The sequence below is a fragment of the Buttiauxella sp. AC142 genome (assembly GCF_979253435.1).
Genome location: NZ_CEEDCH010000001.1, coordinates 2,512,034 through 2,532,754 on the forward strand (window position 1 = coordinate 2,512,034; position 20,721 = coordinate 2,532,754).

At 50.9% G+C, this 20,721-nt stretch carries 19 protein-coding genes; 6 read left to right on the forward strand and 13 right to left on the reverse strand.

The annotated features are described in order from the left end of the window. The first annotated feature begins 7 nt into the window (after positions 1–7). The gene (gene exoX / locus AC0IWZ_RS11585) at positions 8–670 is read left to right on the forward strand and encodes an exodeoxyribonuclease X (RefSeq protein WP_034495986.1); all 663 of its coding nucleotides are present in this window, start codon (positions 8–10) and stop codon (positions 668–670) included. Between the two features lie 6 nt (positions 671–676). Here exoX and ptrB read toward each other — a convergent pair whose 3' ends face one another. From ptrB to AC0IWZ_RS11600, 3 genes are all read right to left on the reverse strand, one after another. Beyond that, the gene (ptrB, locus tag AC0IWZ_RS11590) at positions 677–2,725 is read right to left on the reverse strand and encodes an oligopeptidase B (RefSeq protein WP_471677280.1); all 2,049 of its coding nucleotides are present in this window, start codon (positions 2,723–2,725) and stop codon (positions 677–679) included. Between the two features lie 92 nt (positions 2,726–2,817). Continuing rightward, positions 2,818–3,516, reverse strand: a complete 699-nt coding sequence (locus AC0IWZ_RS11595) for a tellurite resistance TerB family protein (protein WP_471677279.1) — start codon at positions 3,514–3,516, stop codon at positions 2,818–2,820. Positions 3,517–3,633: 117 nt separating this feature from the next. Beyond that, positions 3,634–3,984, reverse strand: a complete 351-nt coding sequence (locus tag AC0IWZ_RS11600; protein ID WP_034495991.1) for a YebG family protein — start codon at positions 3,982–3,984, stop codon at positions 3,634–3,636. A gap of 139 nt (positions 3,985–4,123) precedes the next feature. On the opposite strand from AC0IWZ_RS11600, the gene purT reads away from it, so the two are divergent. Further along, positions 4,124–5,302, forward strand: a complete 1,179-nt coding sequence (gene purT, locus AC0IWZ_RS11605; protein WP_471677278.1) for a formate-dependent phosphoribosylglycinamide formyltransferase — start codon at positions 4,124–4,126, stop codon at positions 5,300–5,302. A gap of 154 nt (positions 5,303–5,456) precedes the next feature. Here the strand turns inward: purT and AC0IWZ_RS11610 are convergent, their stop codons facing one another. From AC0IWZ_RS11610 to zwf, 3 genes are all read right to left on the reverse strand, one after another. Next, the gene (locus tag AC0IWZ_RS11610) at positions 5,457–6,095 is read right to left on the reverse strand and encodes a bifunctional 4-hydroxy-2-oxoglutarate aldolase/2-dehydro-3-deoxy-phosphogluconate aldolase (protein ID WP_034455128.1); all 639 of its coding nucleotides are present in this window, start codon (positions 6,093–6,095) and stop codon (positions 5,457–5,459) included. 62 nt (positions 6,096–6,157) lie between these two features. Further along, positions 6,158–7,969: a phosphogluconate dehydratase gene (gene edd, locus AC0IWZ_RS11615; protein WP_471677277.1), complete on the reverse strand. Its 1,812-nt coding sequence runs from the start codon at positions 7,967–7,969 to the stop codon at positions 6,158–6,160. A 379-nt stretch (positions 7,970–8,348) separates the two neighbouring features. After that, entirely contained in the window at positions 8,349–9,824 is a 1,476-nt protein-coding gene (gene zwf, locus AC0IWZ_RS11620; RefSeq protein WP_471677276.1) for a glucose-6-phosphate dehydrogenase, read from the reverse strand. A 355-nt stretch (positions 9,825–10,179) separates the two neighbouring features. On the opposite strand from zwf, the gene AC0IWZ_RS11625 reads away from it, so the two are divergent. Continuing rightward, positions 10,180–11,049, forward strand: coding sequence for a MurR/RpiR family transcriptional regulator (locus AC0IWZ_RS11625; RefSeq protein WP_034495998.1), 870 nt, complete (start codon positions 10,180–10,182; stop codon positions 11,047–11,049). A 130-nt stretch (positions 11,050–11,179) separates the two neighbouring features. Next, positions 11,180–12,622 carry a pyruvate kinase gene (gene pyk / locus AC0IWZ_RS11630; protein ID WP_034496000.1) on the forward strand — a complete coding sequence of 481 codons (1,443 nt, stop codon included), beginning with the start codon at positions 11,180–11,182 and terminating at the stop codon, positions 12,620–12,622. A gap of 58 nt (positions 12,623–12,680) precedes the next feature. On the opposite strand, the gene lpxM is transcribed toward pyk, so the two are convergent. The 3 genes from lpxM to znuA all read right to left on the reverse strand — a co-directional run bounded on the left by lpxM (position 12,681) and on the right by znuA (position 16,061). Continuing rightward, positions 12,681–13,655, reverse strand: coding sequence for a lauroyl-Kdo(2)-lipid IV(A) myristoyltransferase (lpxM, locus tag AC0IWZ_RS11635; RefSeq protein ID WP_471677275.1), 975 nt, complete (start codon positions 13,653–13,655; stop codon positions 12,681–12,683). 123 nt (positions 13,656–13,778) lie between these two features. Continuing rightward, a complete protein-coding gene (gene mepM / locus AC0IWZ_RS11640; protein ID WP_072011171.1) occupies positions 13,779–15,101 on the reverse strand; it encodes a murein DD-endopeptidase MepM in 1,323 nt (440 codons plus the stop codon). Positions 15,102–15,116: 15 nt separating this feature from the next. Then, complete coding sequence (gene znuA / locus AC0IWZ_RS11645) at positions 15,117–16,061, reverse strand: zinc ABC transporter substrate-binding protein ZnuA (protein WP_034496307.1); 945 nt, start codon at positions 16,059–16,061, stop codon at positions 15,117–15,119. Between the two features lie 79 nt (positions 16,062–16,140). Here znuA and znuC point away from each other — a divergent pair, with 79 nt between their 5' ends. Together znuC and znuB are read left to right on the forward strand one after the other, a co-directional pair. Further along, a complete protein-coding gene (znuC, locus tag AC0IWZ_RS11650; protein WP_410373024.1) occupies positions 16,141–16,896 on the forward strand; it encodes a zinc ABC transporter ATP-binding protein ZnuC in 756 nt (251 codons plus the stop codon). Next, entirely contained in the window at positions 16,893–17,678 is a 786-nt protein-coding gene (gene znuB, locus AC0IWZ_RS11655; RefSeq protein ID WP_034496005.1) for a zinc ABC transporter permease subunit ZnuB, read from the forward strand. The genes znuC and znuB overlap by 4 nt, the downstream gene beginning before the upstream one ends. A 48-nt stretch (positions 17,679–17,726) precedes the next feature. Here the strand turns inward: znuB and ruvB are convergent, their stop codons facing one another. The 4 genes from ruvB to AC0IWZ_RS11675 all read right to left on the reverse strand — a co-directional run bounded on the left by ruvB (position 17,727) and on the right by AC0IWZ_RS11675 (position 20,714). Continuing rightward, complete coding sequence (ruvB, locus tag AC0IWZ_RS11660) at positions 17,727–18,737, reverse strand: Holliday junction branch migration DNA helicase RuvB (protein ID WP_034496006.1); 1,011 nt, start codon at positions 18,735–18,737, stop codon at positions 17,727–17,729. 21 nt (positions 18,738–18,758) lie between these two features. Then, complete coding sequence (gene ruvA, locus AC0IWZ_RS11665) at positions 18,759–19,370, reverse strand: Holliday junction branch migration protein RuvA (protein WP_034496009.1); 612 nt, start codon at positions 19,368–19,370, stop codon at positions 18,759–18,761. 79 nt (positions 19,371–19,449) lie between these two features. Next, entirely contained in the window at positions 19,450–19,971 is a 522-nt protein-coding gene (ruvC, locus tag AC0IWZ_RS11670; protein ID WP_034496011.1) for a crossover junction endodeoxyribonuclease RuvC, read from the reverse strand. Next, positions 19,971–20,714: a YebC/PmpR family DNA-binding transcriptional regulator gene (locus AC0IWZ_RS11675; RefSeq protein ID WP_034496310.1), complete on the reverse strand. Its 744-nt coding sequence runs from the start codon at positions 20,712–20,714 to the stop codon at positions 19,971–19,973. The genes ruvC and AC0IWZ_RS11675 overlap by 1 nt, the downstream gene beginning before the upstream one ends. Positions 20,715–20,721 lie beyond the last annotated feature (7 nt).

The following is a 20,721-nucleotide window of genomic DNA, read 5'->3' on the forward strand; positions in this document are numbered from 1 at the left end:
AGTCAGTATGCTGCGCATTATTGATACGGAAACCTGTGGCTTGCAGGGCGGCGTGGTAGAAGTAGCATCCGTCGATATCGTCAACGGCGAGATAGTGAATCCGATGAGCGATCTGGTGCGTCCGGATCGCCCGATCAGCCATCAGGCTATGGCAATCCATAGAATTACTGAAGAGATGGTGGCGGATAAACCGTGGATTGAAGATGTGATCCCCCGTTACTACGGCAGCCCCTATTACGTTGCGCATAACGCCAGTTTCGACCAGCGAATGTTACCTGAATTGCCCAATAGCGAGTGGATTTGTACCGTGAAACTCGCGCGCCGTTTATGGCCGGGAATTAAATACAGCAATATGGGTTTATACAAATCACTCAAACTTGAAGTGGAAACCCCGGCCGGACTTTATCATCACCGGGCGCTGTTCGATTGCTACATAACCGCCGCGTTGCTGCTGCGGATTATGGATGAATCAGGCTGGGAGCCTGAGCAGATGGTGACGATTACGGGCCGCCCGGCATTGGTTTCCACCATGGCGTTTGGCAAGTATCGTGGCAAACCGATTTCCGAAATCGCCGAGCAAGATCCGGGCTATTTACGCTGGATGTTAAATAACATCAAAGAATTAGCCCCGGACCTCAGAATGACGCTCAAACATTATCTCGGAAGTTAAAGACCGTTACCCTGGCAGCGTCCCCTGCGCCAGGGCAATCAGGAACGCATATTCCAACGCAACACCTTCGTAAGATTTAAATCGCCCCGATTTCCCGCCATGCCCCGAGTCCATATCGGTACACAACAGCAGCAAATTATCATCAGTGCGCATTTCGCGCAGCTTTGCCACCCACTTTGCAGGCTCCCAATATTGCACTTGCGAATCATGCAGGCCGGTGGTGACTAACATATGCGGATAGGCTTGAGCGGTGATTTGATCGTACGGGCTGTATTGTTTGATGTAGTGATAATATTCCTCATCCTGAGGATTCCCCCACTCTTCAAACTCCCCGGTAGTCAAAGGAATCGACTCGTCTGACATGGTGGTGAGCACATCAACAAATGGCACCTGCGCCACAACGCCATGGAACAACTCAGGCCGCATATTGATTGCCGCGCCGACTAACAGGCCACCTGCGCTTCCTCCCATCGAATAGAGCAAGTTTTCATCGCCATATCCCAACTTCAATAACGCATCGCAGACGTCGAGATAATCGTTAAAGGTGTTCATTTTTTTCAGGTACTTGCCATCTTCGTACCACTGTTGACCCAGCTCACCGCCACCACGCACATGAGCGATCGCAAACACAAAACCGCGATCTAACAGGCTCAGACGACTGCTACTGAAATCAGCGTCCATACTGCTGCCGTACGAACCATAGCCGTAAACCAGTAACGGGTTTTTACCGCGCTGGAAATGTTCGCGATGGTAAACCAGGGAGACCGGCACCTGCACGCCATCACGCACCGTTACCCACAAATGTTCGCTTTTGTAATGGCTGGACTCAAATCCGGCGACGTCGGTCTGTTTTATTACCCGCCGTTCGCCCGTATCCATATCGAGTTCAAACAGGGTATCAGGCGTTGTCATCGACGAATAACCGTAGCGTAGCCGTGAAGATTCCGGCTCGGGATTATGTCCAAGCCAGGTCACGTAAGCTGGGTCGTCAAAAGCAATACCGGTTACTTCACGCGTTTTGCGATTGATTTGCCGCAGGCTTGTCAGTCCTTGTTGGCGCTCCTCAACCACCAGCCAGTCGGTAAATAATGTGAACCCTTCCAGCATGACGTTTTCACGCGGCGGGATCAGAACTTCCCACTGGCTTTCATCACGCACTTTACTGCGATACAAACCAAAGTTTTTACCCTCACGATTGGAGCGCAAATAGAAGTTATGTTGGAAGTGATCAAGCGTGTACTCATGATCTTTACGGCGCGGGGCAAAACTCAGAGGCTGCGCATCCACCAGTTCGGCATCCAACAGCAGCACTTCACTGGTCGTAGCGCTTCCCAGATAAATGAGGATGAAATGCTTCGAGGTGGTTTTGTGAACGCTGACATAAAACATCTCGTCTTTTTCTTCATAGACCAATTGATCCTCAGAAGACGGATGCCCCACGGTGTGCCGCCAGACCTGATACGGCAACAGCGTTTTGGGATGTTTTCGCACGTAGTAAAGCGTTGCGGAGTCATTAGCCCAGACAAAGCTGCTGGAGACGTTTTCCAGCACCTCCGGGTACCAGTTCCCGGTTTCAAGATTGCGGAAACGCAATCCATACTGGCGGCGGGACAGGAAATCTTCCGCCAGCGCCATCACCGTATTGTCAGGTGTAATGCTCATTCCACCCATGGTGTAAAATTCGCTGTGGGCAGCGCGGCGATTGCCATCAACCAGCGTACTCCACTCATCCCATTCGGCAGAAATCGCAGACTGGCGCTGATAAATGGCGTATTCATTCCCGGTTTCAAAAATCTGACGATAACGATAACCATTTTGCGTATAGGGCGCGGAGACATCTCGCTGCGGGATACGGTCGATCATCTCTTTGAGCAGGCGTTCCTGTAACGCCTGTTGGGTGCTCATCACCTGATGACCGTAATCATTTTCCTGATGAAGGTAATCAAGTACCTGCGCATCAGCACGCTCGTCGTCGCGCAACCAGTAATAGTTATCGACGCGGGTATCACCGTGCATGGACAAGGTGTGGGGAATTTTTTTTGCTTTTGGTGGCATGTCATTTTTCTTTTTGAGTTAACACCCTGTAAGGGTGGCAAATTCAGACAGCCTTGCAAGCGTAACGTGGGATTTTGCGGAAAATGCCGGGATTATCCCGGCAGGTTGAGTTTCTGTTGCTTAATATCTTGTTCGATACCTTCGCGTACATCTTGCGGGATTTTTAACGCATCGCCTAAAGCATTCAGATAACTGCGCTCCATAAAGTGGTCGATGTCGATTGCCGCGCAGCTAAGGAAGTAAAGTTCTAATGCTTCTTCTTCGTTATTAACACTTTGCACCAGCTGCTGAGGATCAAGCGGTTGATCGATAGCCTGTTGAATCAGGTTGCGGCCCTGGCCTTCAATGCCTGCATCACGCAGTTGCTGATCGATAATCTGACGTTCTTTATCGTCGATGTGCCCGTCACTTTTAGCGGCAAATACCAGCGCCATGACCAGGCGCTGCGTGCGCACATCAACCGGAGATTGTTGCTGTCCGAATTGTGGTTCACCCTGATGGGCTTCACGAACGCGGTCTTTGTATTTATTCCACAACACGCTTCCGGCAACCGCACCACCACCTGCCAGTAAGGCGCTGGTGCCGTATTTAGTCAGTAACTTACGCGATGATTTGCTCGCCAGTAATAAACCCGCCAAACCACCCAGAGCGCCAGGTACCAGTAATTTACTTAGCCCCTGCGAACCATTTCCCTGAGGATGACCAGAGGATTGATTCTGGCCTGTATGATTTTGTACGGATTGTGTAGCTTGCCCCAGCATTGACTGAAGCTGCTGTAACCAGTTGCTCATAAGAAACACCCTTTATTAGGAACTTAACATCTGAGGTTAAGCGAAAGGCTGTCAAGAAGTGTCTGATGAGGCTAAAGATGAGAAAAGAACCGCGCCGGTAGCCCGACGCGTGCGAACTCAGGCAGCTTTGGTGCGCTTGCGAGGATGCTCAGCCACCTTATCGTCAGGAGCTGCTTCCTCAGAAATCACTTCGTCGCCAGATGTTTCGTCATCCGCATTCGTCGTTTCAAGCTCTGGCAATTTGCCGCTTCTCAACACCGTAGAGAGCACATCTTTATTTTCTGCCATCCACATCGCCAACACATCGCCTTGCCCTTCTTCAAGTGCAACCGGGCTATGTGTGAGCCATTCACCCAGGACTTCAGCAAGATCGAGCATTTTGTCATAGGCATCTGCATCTTTTTTACTGGCAAAAGACATTTTTTCTTGCCCCTCTCGTACCACAACGTATTTGATTTCAACCGCCATTTTGCAGCTCCGTTTAACTGTTTATTTAAACAGTGTAATGATATTAACCCTGTATCGCAAGCGGGGAAAAAAACTGCGTACGCAAACGTTTTCGTTTATAATCCGCCGGTCTATTTTTCTCCGTTCGGGTATACAGATTATGTCAATGTTGGGAACAGCGCTTCGTCCTTCAGCTACTCGTGTGATGTTGTTAGGATCAGGTGAATTAGGAAAAGAAGTGGCGATTGAGTGTCAGCGCCTGGGGCTGGAAGTGATTGCCGTAGACCGCTACGCCGATGCGCCTGCGATGCATGTCGCGCACCGCAGCCATGTCATTAATATGCTGGATGGTACAGAGCTTAAAAAGCTGGTCGCCAGTGAAATGCCTGATTTCATCGTTCCCGAAATTGAAGCGATTGCCACCGATATGCTGGTTGAGCTTGAGCAGCAAGGCCAGCGTGTGGTGCCTTGCGCCAGAGCCACACAACTGACGATGAATCGCGAAGGTATTCGTCGCCTGGCCGCGGAGGATTTAACTCTTTCCACCTCCAGCTACCGTTTTGCCGATAGCGAAGCGGCGTTCTTACAAGCCGTCGAAGAAATCGGCCTGCCTTGCATCGTTAAACCAGTAATGAGTTCTTCCGGCAAAGGGCAAAGTTTTATCCGCACAGCCGATCAGTTAGCCAAAGCCTGGGCCTACGCGCAAGAAGGCGGTCGAGCTGGCAAAGGAAAAGTGATTGTCGAAGGCGTGGTGAATTTTGATTTCGAAATCACTCTGTTGACCATCAGTGCTGTCGATGGCGTGCATTTCTGCGCTCCGGTTGGCCATCGTCAGGAAGATGGCGATTATCGCGAATCCTGGCAGCCACAAAAAATGAGCGACCTTGCTTTGACTCGTGCTCAGGAAGTCGCTGAGAAAGTCGTGAAAGCATTGGGCGGCTACGGGCTGTTTGGCGTTGAGTTGTTCGTTTGCGGTGATGAAGTTATTTTCAGCGAAGTCTCCCCTCGCCCACACGATACCGGCATGGTGACGCTGATTTCCCAGGACTTGTCAGAATTTGCATTGCATGTCCGCGCTTTCCTCGGCTTGCCAATTGGTGACATTCGCCAGTATGGCCCGGCAGCCTCTGCGGTAATTCTCCCGGAATTAACCAGCGACAACGTGCAGTACGGCAATGTGGGTGCTGCGGTAGGCGCAGGTTTGCAGGTACGTCTGTTTGGTAAACCGGAGATTAATGGCAAGCGTAGGATGGGTGTTGCACTGGCAACGGGTTCCAGCGTGGAAGATGCCATTGCACGTGCTATTGCAGCAACCAAAGCGGTGATCGTTAAAGGATAAAAAAATCCCCGCTCAAATGAGCAGGGATTTTAATAACACAAATCATTCGAGTCGTAGGAAGGCGGCAAGAGAACGAATCCCCGGGAGCATAGATAACTATGTGACCGGGGTGAGTGAACGTAGACAACGCATCTACGGCTCGAAGGATGACGTGTTATTTCGCGCCTTCGACAGCTTCACGAGCCAGAGTAGTAATGCGATCGTAATCGCCAGCTTCCAGCGCGTCAGCTGGAACCAACCAAGAACCACCGATACACAGAACGCTTTTCAGCGCCAGGTAGTCACGGTAGTTTGCCGGTGTGATCCCGCCAGTTGGGCAGAAACGAACCTGAGAGAATGGGCCTGCGATAGCTTGCAGCGCTTTGGTGCCGCCATTTGCTTCAGCAGGGAAGAATTTGAATTCTTTCAAGCCGTAGTCCAGGCCCAGCATCAGTTCAGAAACAGTGCTGATACCCGGGATCAATGGAATGGAACCTTCGGTGGCTGCTTTCAGCAATGGCTCGGTCAGACCTGGGCTGATGGCGAACTGCGCGCCAGCTTCGGTCACTTCAGCCAGTTGCTCTGGGTTCAGAACGGTACCCGCACCAATAATCGCTTCTGGTACTTCTTTAGCAATAGCGCGAATTGCGTCCATTGCACATGGAGTACGCAGAGTCACTTCCAGAACGCGCACGCCGCCAGCAACTAATGCTTTAGCCATCGGTACTGCGTGTTCCAGTTTGTTAATTACGATAACCGGGACAACCGGTCCTGTTTTCAGGATCTGTTCCGCAGTAGTTTTCCAGTTTTTCATCTCAAGCCTCTTCAACCAACTTTATAATTCGTTTCCAGCGCAGCAAATGCTACATCCGGTCCTTAAAATTTAATGCAGGTCGCGCCCTGTTCCGCGCCAGATAACTGTTCGCGTAACGCGCTAAATAGTTCACGGCCGGTACCAACACGATCCGCGCTGAGATCCGGGTGATATGCAGTGCGTTTTTCAAGCTCGGCATCATCGACCAGCAATGTCAGTTCACCCGTTTGCCCGTTGACGCGAATCATATCGCCATCACGGACTTTTGCCAGCAGCCCACCATCATAAGCTTCTGGGGTAACATGGATTGCAGAGGGCACCTTACCTGAAGCACCCGACAGCCTTCCATCAGTGACTAACGCTATTTTGAAACAGCGGTCCAATAATACCCCAAGTGGCGGCATAAGTTTATGTAATTCTGGCATGCCGTTCGCTTTTGGCCCTTGATGACGGACAACTACCACGCAATCACGGTCAAGTAGGCCTGCTTCGAAGGCCGGTAATACATCATGCTGGCTTTCAAAAATCACCGCTGGCGCTTCGATAACCTGGTTTTCTACAGGTACAGCAGAAGTTTTCATCACGGCTCGACCCAGGTTGCCGCTAAGTACTTTTGTACCACCATGTTTTGAGAAAGGCTTATCGAAGGTGGCGATAACATCAGTATCGAGTGCGGTAGTTGCACCTTCACGCCAGGCCAGTTGGCCGTTATCCAGCCATGGCTCCATGGTGTAATGATGCAGACCGAAGCCCGCGACAGTGTTCACGTCTTCGTGCAACAAACCGCCTTTGAGCAATTCGCGCATCAGCACAGGAACACCACCGGCAGCCTGGAAGTGGTTAATGTCAGCCGGGCCGTTTGGATACAACTTCGCCAGCAACGGCACCACATCTGAAAGGTCGGAGAAATCATCCCAGTTGATGATAATGCCCGCTGCACGCGCCATCGCCACCAGGTGCATTGTGTGGTTGGTTGAGCCGCCCGTCGCCAGCAACGCAACAATGCCGTTGACCACGACTTTTTCATCAATCATTTTGCCGATGGGCATCCACTCGTTGCCGTTTCCGGTCAGACGAGTGACCTGGCGTGCCGCTGCGGCGGTTAATTCATGGCGCAGTGGCGCATCCGGGTGAACAAACGAAGAGCCTGGCAATTGCATCCCCATAAACTCAACCACCATCTGGTTGGTATTGGCGGTGCCATAAAATGTACAGGTGCCAGGCGCGTGATAAGACGCCGCTTCTGATTCCAGCAATGCGAGACGGTCAACTTTGCCTTCGGCATACAGCTGGCGAATACGCACTTTTTCTTTATTGGGTAAACCACTGGCCATTGGGCCTGATGGCACAAATACCGCAGGAAGATGGCCAAATGACAATGCCGCCATGGTTAAACCTGGGACGATTTTATCGCAAACGCCGAGGTACAACGCGCCATCGAACATATTATGAGACAGGCCGATTGCCGTAGACATCGCGATAATTTCGCGACTCAGCAGTGACAGCTCCATGCCATCCTGGCCTTGCGTCACGCCGTCGCACATGGCAGGAACACCGCCTGCAACTTGCCCTACAGCGCCAACAGAATGCAGCGCATTACGAATTTGATCGGGATAGGATTCATACGGCTGGTGCGCGGAAAGCATGTCGTTATAGGACGTGATGATCGCAATGTTGTTACGCAGCATACTTTTCAGCGCAGCTTTATCTTCTGGCTGACAGGCCGCAAAGCCGTGGGCTAAATTTCCGCAGGCAAGCTCTGAGCGATGTACGGTTTTACTCTTCGCTTTTTCAATTCTTGCCAGATAAGTTTCACGCGTCTCGCGAGAGCGTTCAACGATGCGTCTTGTTACGCGTAACAAATTAGGATTCATAACAGGTCCTCAAAAAGTGGCTGCCGTCGCTGTGGGCAGGTGGTCGACGTTACCGGCTCTGTTTTCTTCTCGTGAGGCGGCAATCCGTACCATCAGGGCAAAATCGCTTCAGCTAGTGTAAATAAAAAAGCCCTGCTGGTGAATCCAGTCAGGGCTTTTAAATTAAAAAATTTGCACCACTTTGGTGTTAGATCATGTTACCGGTAAAATATGAATCAGTTGTTACACGATTTTTGCAAAATCCGAGGAGTTTAATCTCCTAAATCATTCGAGTTGCATTGAGGCGGCGACGCAGCGAATCCCCAGGAGCTTACACAAGTAAGTGACTGGGGTGAGCGAGGAAAGCCAACGAAGAGGCAACTCGAAGGATGACGGAGATTTATTCGAACTCGTTCCACGAACGCCCATCACGGGTGATCATCGCCACTGAGGCAACTGGCCCCCAGGTACCGGCCTGGTACGGCTTCGGTGCATCGTTATCGGCAGCCCATGCTTCAGTGATGGAGTCGACCCATTTCCACGCTTCTTCTACTTCATCACGACGCACGAACAGTGCCTGAATCCCACGCATGGTTTCCAGCAACAGGCGCTCGTAAGCATCTGCCAGATGTGATTCGTTGAAGGTTTCGGAGTAGCTCAAATCAAGCTTAGTGGTTTGCAGGTTGTGCTTGTGCTCAAGCCCTGGAACCTTGTTAAGCACCTGAATATCCACGCCTTCATCCGGTTGCAGACGAATAGTGAGCTTGTTCTGCGGCAGATCCTGCCAGGAATCTTTAAACAGGTTTAAAGATGGGCTTTTGAAATAGACCACGACTTCAGAACATTTAGTCGGCAAACGCTTACCGGTACGCAGGTAGAATGGCACGCCAGCCCAACGCCAGTTGTCGATATCTACGCGGATAGCGACAAAAGTTTCAGTACTGCTGCTTTTGTTCGCCCCTTCTTCTTCCAGATAACCCGGGACTTTTTTACCTTGCGCAAAACCTGCGGAGTATTGGCCGCGTACGGTTTTCTCACGCACATTACTGCGATCGATACGACGCAGAGATTGCAGGACTTTTACTTTCTCATCGCGGATGTGGTCAGCAGTCAGATCTGACGGCGGAGACATGGCAATCATGCACAGAATTTGCAGCAGGTGGTTTTGAATCATGTCGCGCATCTGCCCGGCTTGATCAAAGTAACCCCAACGCCCTTCAATCCCCACTTCTTCGGCGACAGTGATTTCCACGTGATCGATAGTTTTGTTATCCCAGTTATTCGCAAACAATGAATTAGCAAAACGCAGCGCCAATAGGTTGAGAACCGTTTCTTTACCTAAGTAATGGTCGATACGGTAAACCTGGCATTCCTCAAAATACTCACCAACCTGGTTGTTGATTTCCTGAGAAGTCGCAAGCGAAGTGCCCAGTGGTTTTTCCATCACGACACGCGCAGGTTTAGCATTCAGCTTCGCCTTGCCCAGACCTTTACAGATTGCGCCAAAGGTATTCGGCGGCATCGCAAAGTAGTTAATGGTGACGCGATTTTGCTGATCGAGCATCTTACCGAGTTTGGTAAAAGCGGCAGTGTCGTTGACATCCAGATTGCAAAAATCCAGACGGCTGCTCAACTTGTCCCACAGGCTTTCGTCGATCTTTTCCTTCATGAAGGTTTCAATCGCTTCGCGCACAACTTTGGTATAAGCCTCTTTATCCCACTCAGCGCGGCCCACACCCAGGATGCATGTATCCGGGTGGATTTGCCCCGCTTTTTCTAGCTGATACAGGGATGGCAGCAGTTTCCGACGCGCAAGGTCGCCTTTTGCACCGAAAATCACCAGGTCACATGCCTGAGCTGTCTGCGTTACCGCCATGTCTATTCTCCTCGTTTCAGGTATCTAGTACCGAGTCGCTCTTGTAATTTTATTACAGAACAATGTACTGCTTTTGATGAATCCAGGTAAGTCTTCAGGCATTATTTGATCGCATTCATGAGCAAGATTTGGCCACCAGTGCCATTTCACGGCGATGTATCGTGAATTTTCTGACGACTTGTTGTTGATATCTATCGTGCCTAAAGTTAGACACTGATCATGTAATGAAAAAAAACAACATCATTACCCTGATTAACCTGCCCCTTCACGGAGTGGCAAGAGTATATTCTTGCTAAATCGTGCTGCGATTTCTCCAATTGGTGAAATCGACAAAATCCATGAGTGCCGGACGCCTATGAATATGCTGGACAAAATCCAGTCCCAACTGGAACACCTTAGCAAATCAGAACGTAAAGTCGCAGAAGTGATTCTTACCGCACCACAAGATGCCATTCACTCAAGCATTGCCACCCTCGCCCGCAGTGCTGAAGTCAGTGAACCGACCGTCAACCGCTTCTGCCGCCGTCTGGAAACTAAGGGCTTCCCGGATTTTAAATTACATTTAGCCCAAAGTCTGGCGAATGGCACACCTTATGTAAACCGGAATGTTGACGAAGACGATAGCGTTGAAGCCTATACCGGCAAAATATTCGAATCTGCCATGGCGAGTCTTGACCAGGTCAGGCAATCATTGGATATGGCAGCGGTCAATCGCGCTGTAGATTTACTCACCCAGGCAAAGAAAATCGCCTTTTTTGGTTTGGGTTCCTCTGCCGCCGTAGCACATGACGCCATGAACAAATTCTTCCGTTTCAATGTCCCCGTCATCTATTCCGACGATGTCGTTTTGCAGCGCATGAGCTGCATGAATTGCAGCGAAGAAGATGTCGTTGTCCTTATCTCGCACACCGGTCGGACAAAAAACCTGGTAGAACTTGCGCAATTGGCGCGGGAAAACGACGCCATTGTACTGGCGATAACGTCCGAAGGTTCGCCACTGGCTCGCGAGGCCACGCTTTCTTTATTACTCGACGTTCCTGAAGATACCGATATCTATATGCCAATGGTGTCACGACTGGCGCAGCTAACCGTGATAGATGTGCTGGCAACCGGTTTTACATTACGTCGTGGCGCAAAATTCAGAGATAACTTGAAGCGAGTCAAAGAAGCGCTCAAGGAATCGCGTTTTGATAAGGGTATGTTCGTCTCTGGCGAAAACACCTAAGTTTTTATAACAAAGCTGTAACTTTTTAGGTCATTCGGTTAAGTTGTTGTTTTGAAATTTTCAAGCACCCTGACTCACCGAATTTTTTGTTAACGCAACACCAAAGTTGTTTCAGTCAACGGAGTAATACATGTCCAGACGGCTACGTAGAACCAAAATCGTTACCACTCTAGGCCCAGCTACCGACCGCGACAATAATCTGGAAAAGATTATTGCTGCTGGCGCAAACGTGGTGCGTATGAACTTTTCACATGGCACCGCAGAAGATCATCAGATCCGTGCTGATAAAGTTCGTGAAATTGCCGCGAAACTGGGTCGTCATGTCGCTATTCTGGGCGATTTGCAAGGACCAAAAATTCGTGTATCCACTTTTAAAGAAGGCAAAGTCTTCCTTAATATTGGTGATAAATTCCTGCTTGATGCCAACCTGGGCAAAGGCGAAGGCGACAAAGAAAAAGTCGGTATCGACTACAAAGGTTTGCCTGCTGACGTCGTGACCGGCGATATCCTGCTGCTTGATGATGGTCGCGTTCAGTTAAAAGTCCTTGAAGTTCAGGGTATGAAAGTGTTCACAGAAGTCACCGTGGGTGGCCCGCTGTCGAACAATAAAGGTATCAACAAGCTGGGTGGCGGCCTGTCCGCTGAAGCGCTGACCGACAAAGACAAAGCAGACATTCTGACTGCGGCAAAAATCGGCGTTGATTATCTGGCGGTTTCTTTCCCTCGCTGTGGTGAAGACATTAACTACGCTCGCCGTCTGGCGCGTGATGCAGGTTGTGACGCGAAGATTGTTGCTAAAGTCGAACGTGCAGAAGCCGTTTGCAGCGAAGCCGCGATGGACGATGTTATCCTGGCCTCCGACGTAGTCATGGTTGCTCGTGGCGACCTGGGTGTTGAAATCGGTGATCCTGAGCTGGTCGGTATTCAAAAGACCCTGATTCGCCGCGCGCGTAAGCTGAACCGTGCGGTTATCACTGCGACTCAAATGATGGAGTCGATGATTACCAACCCAATGCCAACTCGTGCAGAAGTTATGGACGTAGCGAACGCCGTTCTGGATGGTACAGATGCGGTAATGCTGTCTGCTGAAACGGCGGCAGGTCAATATCCGGCTGAAACCGTTGCTGCGATGGCGCGTGTTTGCCTGGGCGCTGAGAAAATCCCAAGCATCAACGTTTCTAAGCACCGCCTGGACGTTCAGTTCGACAATACAGAAGAAGCCATTGCGATGTCTGCAATGTATGCAGCAAACCACCTGAAAGGTGTGACTGCCATCATCACCATGACCGAGTCTGGCCGCACCGCATTGATGACTTCACGTATCAGCTCCGGTTTGCCAATCTTCGCTATGTCTCGCCATGAGCGCACACTGAACCTCACCTCTTTGTACCGCGGTGTTACGCCTGTGTATTTCGACAGCACCAGCGACGGCGTTATTGCCGCAACCGATGCGGTGAATCTGCTGCGCGACAAAGGCTACCTGGTTTCTGGCGATCTGGTTATCGTTACCCAGGGTGATGTGATGAGTACCATTGGTACGACCAACACCACGCGTATTCTGTGTGTTGAGTAATTCATCCACAGCATAAAAGTAAAAGGGGCCAATCGGCCCCTTTGTTATTTCTGATTCTTTATTTCCTCGGATACAACTCTTTACGCTGGTAGGGTTCGGTCTCCCCCTCTTTGCGCGTTTTAAGCAGTTTTAAAATCCAGGTGTACTGCTCAAGATTTGGCCCCACTAAATTTTCGACTTCTTCGTTCATGCGCCGGGCAATGGTGTTGTCATCGGCTTCCAGTAAATCGTCCATCGGCGGGCGAATATAAATATCCAGACGATGCGTTTTACCGTTATACACAGGGAAAAGAGGCACAACCCGCGCGCGCGACACTTTCATTAAACGCCCAATGGCTGGCAGTGTGGCTTTATAAGTCCCGAAGAAATCCACAAATTCGCTGTGCTCCGCGCCATGATCCTGATCGGGGAGATAATATCCCCAGTACCCCTGACGCACCGAGCTAACAAACGGCTTAATCCCATCGTTACGCGCGTGCAAACGTCCACCAAAACGGCGGCGCACGGTATTCCACATATAGTCAAAAAGCGGGTTGCCCTGGTTATGGAACATCGCCGCCATTTTTTGGCCCTGGGACGCCAATAACATCGCGGGGATGTCTACGGCCCAACCATGCGGAACGAGGAAAATAACGTTCTCTTCCCTCTGTTTTATCTCTTCGATAATCTCTAAACCGTGCCAGTCAACACGCGGCATGATTTTTTGCGGGCCTTTAATCGCCAGCTCCGCCATCATCACCATCGCCTGCGGGGCGGTGGCAAACATCTCGTCGATGACCGCTTCACGCTCTGCTTCAGGCATATCAGGGAAGCAATACAATAAATTAATTTGCGCGCGACGGCGGGCACTTTTCCCAAAGCGTCCGGCAAGACGCCCTACTTTACCCAGCAGAGGATCGCGTAACGAAGGCGGTAACATTGCCAGTCCAGCGAACGCGCCAACGCCTAACCAGGCGCCCCAAAATTTCGGATGCAAGAAGGCTTTTTGAAATTCTGGAATGAACTCACTGTGACTTTTTTTTGCTTTTTCCATGCATATTCTCAGTACAGCATCAAATCATTGATGACATGAATTTGTAAGTATATTAGCGGGGTAATGCCCATCAGACAAAGAAAAAGCCGGTCACTGAGTACCGGCTTTTTTCACACAGCTTAATTAATTGAATCTAAGCTGCGGTGTAACTTCACGAACCTGCGCCAGATAATCACTACGATCTGAACCGGTTAGCCCTTCGGTACGCGGTAGTTTCGCGGTTAATGGATTGACCGCCTGCTGGTTAACCCACACTTCGTAGTGCAAATGCGGCCCGGTTGAACGCCCGGTATTTCCGGAAAGCGCGATACGATCACCACGTTTAACTTTCTGACCAGGCTGAACCAGCAGTTTCTTCAGGTGCATGTAACGCGTGGTATAAGTGCGACCGTGACGGATAGCAACAAAATAACCGGCAGCGCCGCTGCGTTTTGCCATCACCACTTCACCATCACCCACTGACAGCACTGGCGTACCCTGAGGCATCGCAAAATCGACACCCTTGTGCGGAGCCACACGGCCCGTTACCGGGTTGAGGCGACGCGGGTTAAAGTTTGACGAGATACGGAACTGCTTGGCCGTTGGGAAACGCATAAAGCCTTTGGCCAGTCCGGAACCATTACGGTCATAGAATTTACCGTCTTCCGCACGAATGGCGTAATAATCTTTACCACTGCTACGCAAACGCACACCAACCAGTTGGCTTTGCTCACGCTTTCCATCAAGCATTTCACGAGACATGAGGACAGAGAATTCATCGCCTTTTTTCAGTTTGCGAAAGTCCATCTGCCATTGCATAGCTTTGATAACCGCGCTGATTTCAGCACTGGTTAAACCGGCGTTTTTCGCACTGCTGACAAAACTGCCGCCAACCGTGCCTTTGAGCACATTGTTAACCCACTCGCCTTGCTGCATTTCGCTGCTGAGTTTGAAAGTGCTGCCTGAACGGTCGTAAGTACGGGTTTCACGACGCGACATTTCCCACGTCATGCGCTGTAATTCGCCGTTATCGTTGAGCGTCCAGGAAATTTGTTGGCCAATTTTCAGATTACGCAGGTCTTTATCCACTGCGGCAAGCTGGCCGATATCGCCCATATCAATGCCGTACTGGTTAAGAATGCTGCTGAGCGTATCCCCTGTGGAGACGACATACTCATGAACACCGGTTTCACCCGCTGTTTTATCATCGAGTTCATCTTGAGGGATGGTGTCATCTTCGGCGTCCGGGGACTGATCAAGCGGTTCACTGGCTTCAGGAAGTAACGAGCGAATCTCGTTTTTCTCAAGCTCAATGGTTTTGATAACGGGGCTGGCTTCAGGGTGATAGACGTACGGTCGCCAGACAGCGACCGCAAGTGTAAGAACTGTAAGAGACCCCAGCATAACGCGATGGGGCCGGGACAAATTGTCGAATGCCAGGGCGACAGAGCGGGCTATCTGTTGCACGTATTCACTTCCTCACTATTCTCCTTTCAGGCAGCTCGCATACTGATTCGCAAGCCCGTTCAAAAACTGCATATAGCTGTCTTTGCCGAGCTTAACCTCAATCCCCAGCGGGTCCAGCGTTCCGGAACGAACGTTAGTGCCACGGGCAACGGCATTGATGACGGCTGGCCTGAATTGCGGTTCAGCAAAAACGCATACGGCTTTTTGCTCAACCAACTGTGTTCTGATGTCATGTAAACGCTGCGCACCGGGCTGAATTTCAGGGTTTACGGTAAAATGGCCAAGCGGCGTTAGACCGTAATGTTTTTCAAAGTAGCCATAAGCGTCGTGAAAAACGAAATACCCTTTTCCTTTGAGCGGTGCGAGCACGCTACCAACTTGCTTATCGATGTTGGCTAATCCTAACTCGAAAGTCTGCAAGTTGGCGTCTAGTTTGGCTCTATTTTGGGGCATAAGTTCCACTAATTTATCGTGGATTGCAACCGCCGACAGCCGCGCTACCTCTGGGGAAAGCCAAATATGCATGTTGTATTCACCGTGATGGTGATCTTCGTCACTATTTTCGGCTGAATGGTCATGGCCTTCATGGCCGTGGTCATCATCGTCGTCGCCTTTCATGAGCAACGGTTTCACGCCTGGCAAAGCCGCCAGTTGCACTTGTTTTTGTTCAGCTAATTGGCTGACTGACTTCTGCATGAAGGCTTCCATTTCTGGGCCGACCCACACCACTAAGTCCGCGCTTTGTAAGCGTTTTACATCAGATGGACGAAGTGCATAATCATGCTCAGAAGCACCGTCTGGCAGCAAAACTTCAGTTGGCGTGACGCCGTCTGCGATTGCCGCAGCAATAAATCCTAATGGCTTGATGGAGGCAACAACGGCGGCCTGCGCCGGGACGGCTGCGGCACCCAAAAATGCAGTTGTTAAAGCTGCGCAAAGAAATGAGTTTTTATGTAACATAATGCGACTTTTCATCGTTATGAATGTGAGATGTGTGATATTATAACATCCGCTAACTTCTGCAACCCCTGAAATTGTCATGACAAATCTGGTATCACTGGAAAATATCTCTGTTTCATTCGGACAACGCCGCGTGCTGTCTGATATTTCGCTCGATCTCAAACCTGGCAGAATTTTAACGCTGCTGGGGCCAAATGGTGCAGGAAAATCGACGCTGGTTCGCGTGGTGCTTGGTCTGGTAGCACCGGATGAAGGTGTTATCAAGCGAGACCGCGATTTGCGCATTGGTTATGTGCCGCAAAAACTGCATCTCGATACCACGCTGCCGCTAACGGTGAGTCGATTTATGCGTTTACGCCCTGGCGTAAAAAAAGCAGATATTTTGCCCGCGCTTAAACGCGTTCAGGCAGCTCACCTGATTGAAGCCCCAATGCAAAAGCTTTCCGGTGGTGAGAACCAACGCGTTCTGCTGGCCCGTGCATTGTTAAATCAGCCGCAGTTACTGGTGCTGGATGAACCCACCCAGGGTGTTGATGTTAACGGCCAACTGGCACTGTACAACCTGATTGATCAGCTGCGTCAGGAGCTGAATTGCGCAGTGATGATGGTTTCCCACGACCTGCATTTAGTAATGGCAAAAACGGATGATGTGTTGTGTCTCAACCACCACATTTGCTGCTCTGGCACTCCGGAAGTGGTGTCGATGCATCCAGAATTTATTTCGATGTTTGGTGCGCGCGGTGCTGAGCAATTAGGGATTTACCGTCACCACCACAATCATCGTCACGATCTTACAGGACGTATTGTTTTGCGCAGAGGAAATGGCCAGCCATGATTGAATTGTTGTTGCCCGGCTGGCTTGCCGGGATTTTGCTGGCGTGTGCCGCGGGGCCATTAGGCTCGTTTGTTGTCTGGCGCAGGATGTCCTACTTTGGCGATACCCTCGCCCACGCTTCGTTGTTAGGCGTGGCATTTGGTCTGCTACTCAATATCAATCCGTTTTATGCGGTAATTGCCGTGACCTTAATGTTGGCTCTGGGTTTAGTGTGGCTTGAGAAGCGCCCGCATCTGGCACTGGATACGTTGCTGGGCATTATGGCGCACAGTGCCCTTTCTCTTGGCCTGGTGGTTGTCAGTTTAATGTCAAACGTGCGCGTCGATTTGATGGCGTATCTGTTTGGCGATCTGCTCTCCGTGACAATGCCCGATATTATTTCTATTGCTTTGGGCGTCGCCGTGGTCGTTGGCGTGCTTCTCTGGCAGTGGCGTAATCTATTGTCGATGACCATCAGCCCGGATCTGGCCCATGTTGATGGGGTTAATCTGCAACGCGTGAAGATGCTGTTAATGCTGGTAACAGCGCTAACTATCGGTGTGGCGATGAAATTTGTCGGTGCGCTGATCATCACTTCCCTGCTGATTATTCCGGCGGCAACCGCACGTCGCTTTGCGCGTACACCAGAGCAAATGGCAGGTTTTGCCGTGATTATCGGTATGCTCTCAGTCACGGGCGGACTGACGTTTTCAGCATTTTATGACACGCCCGCCGGGCCTTCAGTCGTGCTGAGTTCGGCGGTGTTGTTTGTGTTGAGTATGGCAAAGAAGCAAGCGGCTTAAAACAACCCTCATCCCAACCTTCTCCCTGAGGGAGAAGGAGATGGGGATTCATGGTAACGCGGGCGGTACAATCCCGAAGTGAGTCCATGCTCTTGGTGTTGCCATTCGGCCACGAGGAGTGCGTTGCAGAAAGCCCTGCTGAATCAAAAATGGCTCCAGTACATCTTCGATGGTTTCCCGTTCTTCCCCAATTGCAGCCGCAAGGTTATCCAGCCCAACCGGGCCACCGAGGAACTTGTCTATTACCGCCAGCAATAACTTGCGGTCCATATAGTCAAACCCTTCGGTATCCACGTTCAGCATATCTAACGCTTGTGAAGCAATCTCACCATTAATGGTGCCATCGTGTCTGACTTCCGAAAAATCACGTACGCGGCGCAATAAGCGGTTAGCAATACGCGGTGTACCACGCGCTCGTTTCGCCACTTCGAATGCGCCCTCTTCGCTCATCTCAAGCCCCAGTACACTCGCGCTGCGGCCTACAATGTGCTGCAAATCAGCGACCTGGTAAAACTCCAGACGCTGCACAATGCCGAAACGGTCACGCAGTGGCGAAGTCAGAGAACCAGCGCGCGTCGTTGCGCCAATCAGGGTAAAGGGCGGCAAATCAATTTTAATAGAACGCGCCGCCGGGCCTTCACCAATCATGATATCGAGCTGATAATCTTCCATTGCTGGATACAGCACTTCTTCAACAACGGGCGATAAACGGTGGATTTCATCGATAAAGAGAACGTCATGGGGTTCAAGATTGGTCAGCATGGCTGCCAAATCCCCTGCTTTTTCCAGCACCGGGCCGGAAGTGGTGCGCAGATTCACACCCATTTCGTTGGCGACAATATTCGCCAGCGTGGTTTTACCCAACCCTGGCGGGCCGAAAATTAACAGATGATCGAGCGCATCCCCACGCAGTTTCGCCGCCTGGATGAAAATCTCCATTTGCGATGTGACCTGCGACTGGCCGACATAATCCGCCAGGAAACGCGGGCGAATTGCGCGGTCAATTAACTCATCAGGGGTGATGGTGTCTGGCGATACCAGACGGTCTGCTTCAATCATCCTTCATCTACCTCAGGGGCTTCAAAGTGCGGCACGGAGCGCTTCGCGGATCAGGGTTTCACAATCGGCACCCGCTTTGCCAACTTTGCTCACCATACGACTCGCTTCTTGTGGTTTATAGCCCAGCGATACCAGTGCGGCAACTGCTTCCTGTTCAGCGTCGTCAGTGACTCCACTTTCCGGCGCAGTCAATACCAGATCTGATGCCGGGGTAAACAGATCGCCATGCATGCCTTTGAAGCGGTCTTTCATCTCAACAATTAAGCGCTCGGCGGTCTTCTTACCCACACCAGGCAGCTTAACCAGCGAGCCAATCTCTTCACGCTCGACGGCGTTCACAAACTGTTGTGCCGACATACCAGAAAGAATAGCGAGTGCCAGTTTCGGGCCGACGCCATTGACTTTAATCAGCTCGCGGAACAGCGTGCGTTCTTGTTTGTTATTGAAACCGTAGAGCAACTGCGCATCTTCACGCACCACAAACTGGGTAAACACCACCGCTTCTTTACCGATTTCCGGTAGTTCATAGAAGCAGGTCATCGGCATATGGACTTCGTACCCCACGCCACCGACTTCCATAAGTACCAGCGGCGGCTGTTTTTCAAGGATGATGCCTCTGAGTCGACCAATCACAATATGCTCCTGTGTTTAGCGGTTATGCCAAAAATTTTGCTTATCATATAAAAAAGGCTGGATGAATATCCAGCCATATTTATTTTAATCGTCCCCGCGACAAATTAAGCCGCGTATCGCTCATCTGCATCGAGTTTTGCGTCACGTGGCAATGCGTGATAGCAATTGCCAGCGCATCTGCCGCATCCGCTTGCGGGTTGGCGGAGAGTTTTAGCAAGGTGCGCACCATATGTTGCACCTGGCTTTTCTCCGCACTACCGATGCCCACCACCGTCTGTTTTACCTGACGGGCGGCATACTCAAACACCGGCAAATCATGGTTTACGGCGGCGACAATCGCGGCCCCACGAGCCTGACCGAGTTTCAAAGCAGAATCTGCATTTTTCGCCATAAATACCGATTCGATGGCGAAATACTCGGGCTGGAACTGGGTAATAATTTCGCTCACCCCCGCGTAGATAAGCTTCAAACGCGAGGGTAAGTCGGTCACCTGAGTACGGATACAGCCGCTACCCAAATAGGTTAGCTGCCGCCCGGTCTGGCGAATAACGCCATAACCGGTGACGCGCGATCCCGGGTCAATACCGAGAATGATCGCCATTACAGAGTTGCCGCAACCTCGTCAGAGATCTCGCCGTTGTGATAAACCTCTTGCACGTCATCACAGTCTTCCAACATGTCGATAAGGCGCATCAGTTTCGGTGCAGTTTCTGCATCCATATCCGCTTTGGTAGATGGGATCATAGAAATTTCTGCTTCGTCGGCTTTCAGGCCTGCGGCTTCAAGCGCGTCACGTACCGCACCCATTTCTTCCCACGCGGTGAACACGTCAATTGCGCCGTCGTCATAAGAGACAACATCTTCAGCACCCGCTTCCAGCGCCGCTTCCATCACGGTGTCTTCATCTTTGCCTGGGGCATAAGAGATAACGCCTTTTTTGGTGAACAGATAAGCCACAGAACCGTCAGTTCCCAGGTTGCCGCCACATTTATTGAACGCATGGCGCACTTCCGCCACGGTACGGTTACGGTTGTCACTCAGACATTCAACCATGACCGCAGAACCACCCGGACCGTAACCTTCATAGATGATGGTTTCCATGTTGGTATCTTCATCGCCACCCACACCACGTGCGATCGCACGGTTTAAGGTGTCACGCGTCATGTTGTTGGATAACGCTTTATCAATCGCTGCACGCAGACGCGGGTTAGAACCCGGATCACCACCGCCCAGACGGGCTGCTGTTACCAGCTCACGGATAATTTTGGTGAAAATTTTACCGCGTTTGGAATCCTGCGCAGCTTTGCGGTGCTTTGTGTTGGCCCACTTACTATGACCTGCCATAAAAATA

Bases quoted from the DNA above. Each gene is read 5' to 3' on its own strand.
- exoX (WP_034495986.1), top strand. From the start codon at position 8: ATGCTGCGCATTATTGATACGGAAACCTGTGGCTTGCAGGGCGGCGTG.
- ptrB (WP_471677280.1), bottom strand. From the start codon at position 2,725: ATGCCACCAAAAGCAAAAAAAATTCCCCACACCTTGTCCATGCACGGT.
- AC0IWZ_RS11595 (WP_471677279.1), bottom strand. From the start codon at position 3,516: ATGAGCAACTGGTTACAGCAGCTTCAGTCAATGCTGGGGCAAGCTACA.
- AC0IWZ_RS11600 (WP_034495991.1), bottom strand. From the start codon at position 3,984: ATGGCGGTTGAAATCAAATACGTTGTGGTACGAGAGGGGCAAGAAAAA.
- purT (WP_471677278.1), top strand. From the start codon at position 4,124: ATGTCAATGTTGGGAACAGCGCTTCGTCCTTCAGCTACTCGTGTGATG.
- AC0IWZ_RS11610 (WP_034455128.1), bottom strand. From the start codon at position 6,095: ATGAAAAACTGGAAAACTACTGCGGAACAGATCCTGAAAACAGGACCG.
- edd (WP_471677277.1), bottom strand. From the start codon at position 7,969: ATGAATCCTAATTTGTTACGCGTAACAAGACGCATCGTTGAACGCTCT.
- zwf (WP_471677276.1), bottom strand. From the start codon at position 9,824: ATGGCGGTAACGCAGACAGCTCAGGCATGTGACCTGGTGATTTTCGGT.
- AC0IWZ_RS11625 (WP_034495998.1), top strand. From the start codon at position 10,180: ATGAATATGCTGGACAAAATCCAGTCCCAACTGGAACACCTTAGCAAA.
- pyk (WP_034496000.1), top strand. From the start codon at position 11,180: ATGTCCAGACGGCTACGTAGAACCAAAATCGTTACCACTCTAGGCCCA.
- lpxM (WP_471677275.1), bottom strand. From the start codon at position 13,655: ATGGAAAAAGCAAAAAAAAGTCACAGTGAGTTCATTCCAGAATTTCAA.
- znuA (WP_034496307.1), bottom strand. From the start codon at position 16,061: ATGTTACATAAAAACTCATTTCTTTGCGCAGCTTTAACAACTGCATTT.
- znuC (WP_410373024.1), top strand. From the start codon at position 16,141: ATGACAAATCTGGTATCACTGGAAAATATCTCTGTTTCATTCGGACAA.
- znuB (WP_034496005.1), top strand. From the start codon at position 16,893: ATGATTGAATTGTTGTTGCCCGGCTGGCTTGCCGGGATTTTGCTGGCG.
- ruvB (WP_034496006.1), bottom strand. From the start codon at position 18,737: ATGATTGAAGCAGACCGTCTGGTATCGCCAGACACCATCACCCCTGAT.
- ruvC (WP_034496011.1), bottom strand. From the start codon at position 19,971: ATGGCGATCATTCTCGGTATTGACCCGGGATCGCGCGTCACCGGTTAT.
- AC0IWZ_RS11675 (WP_034496310.1), bottom strand. From the start codon at position 20,714: ATGGCAGGTCATAGTAAGTGGGCCAACACAAAGCACCGCAAAGCTGCG.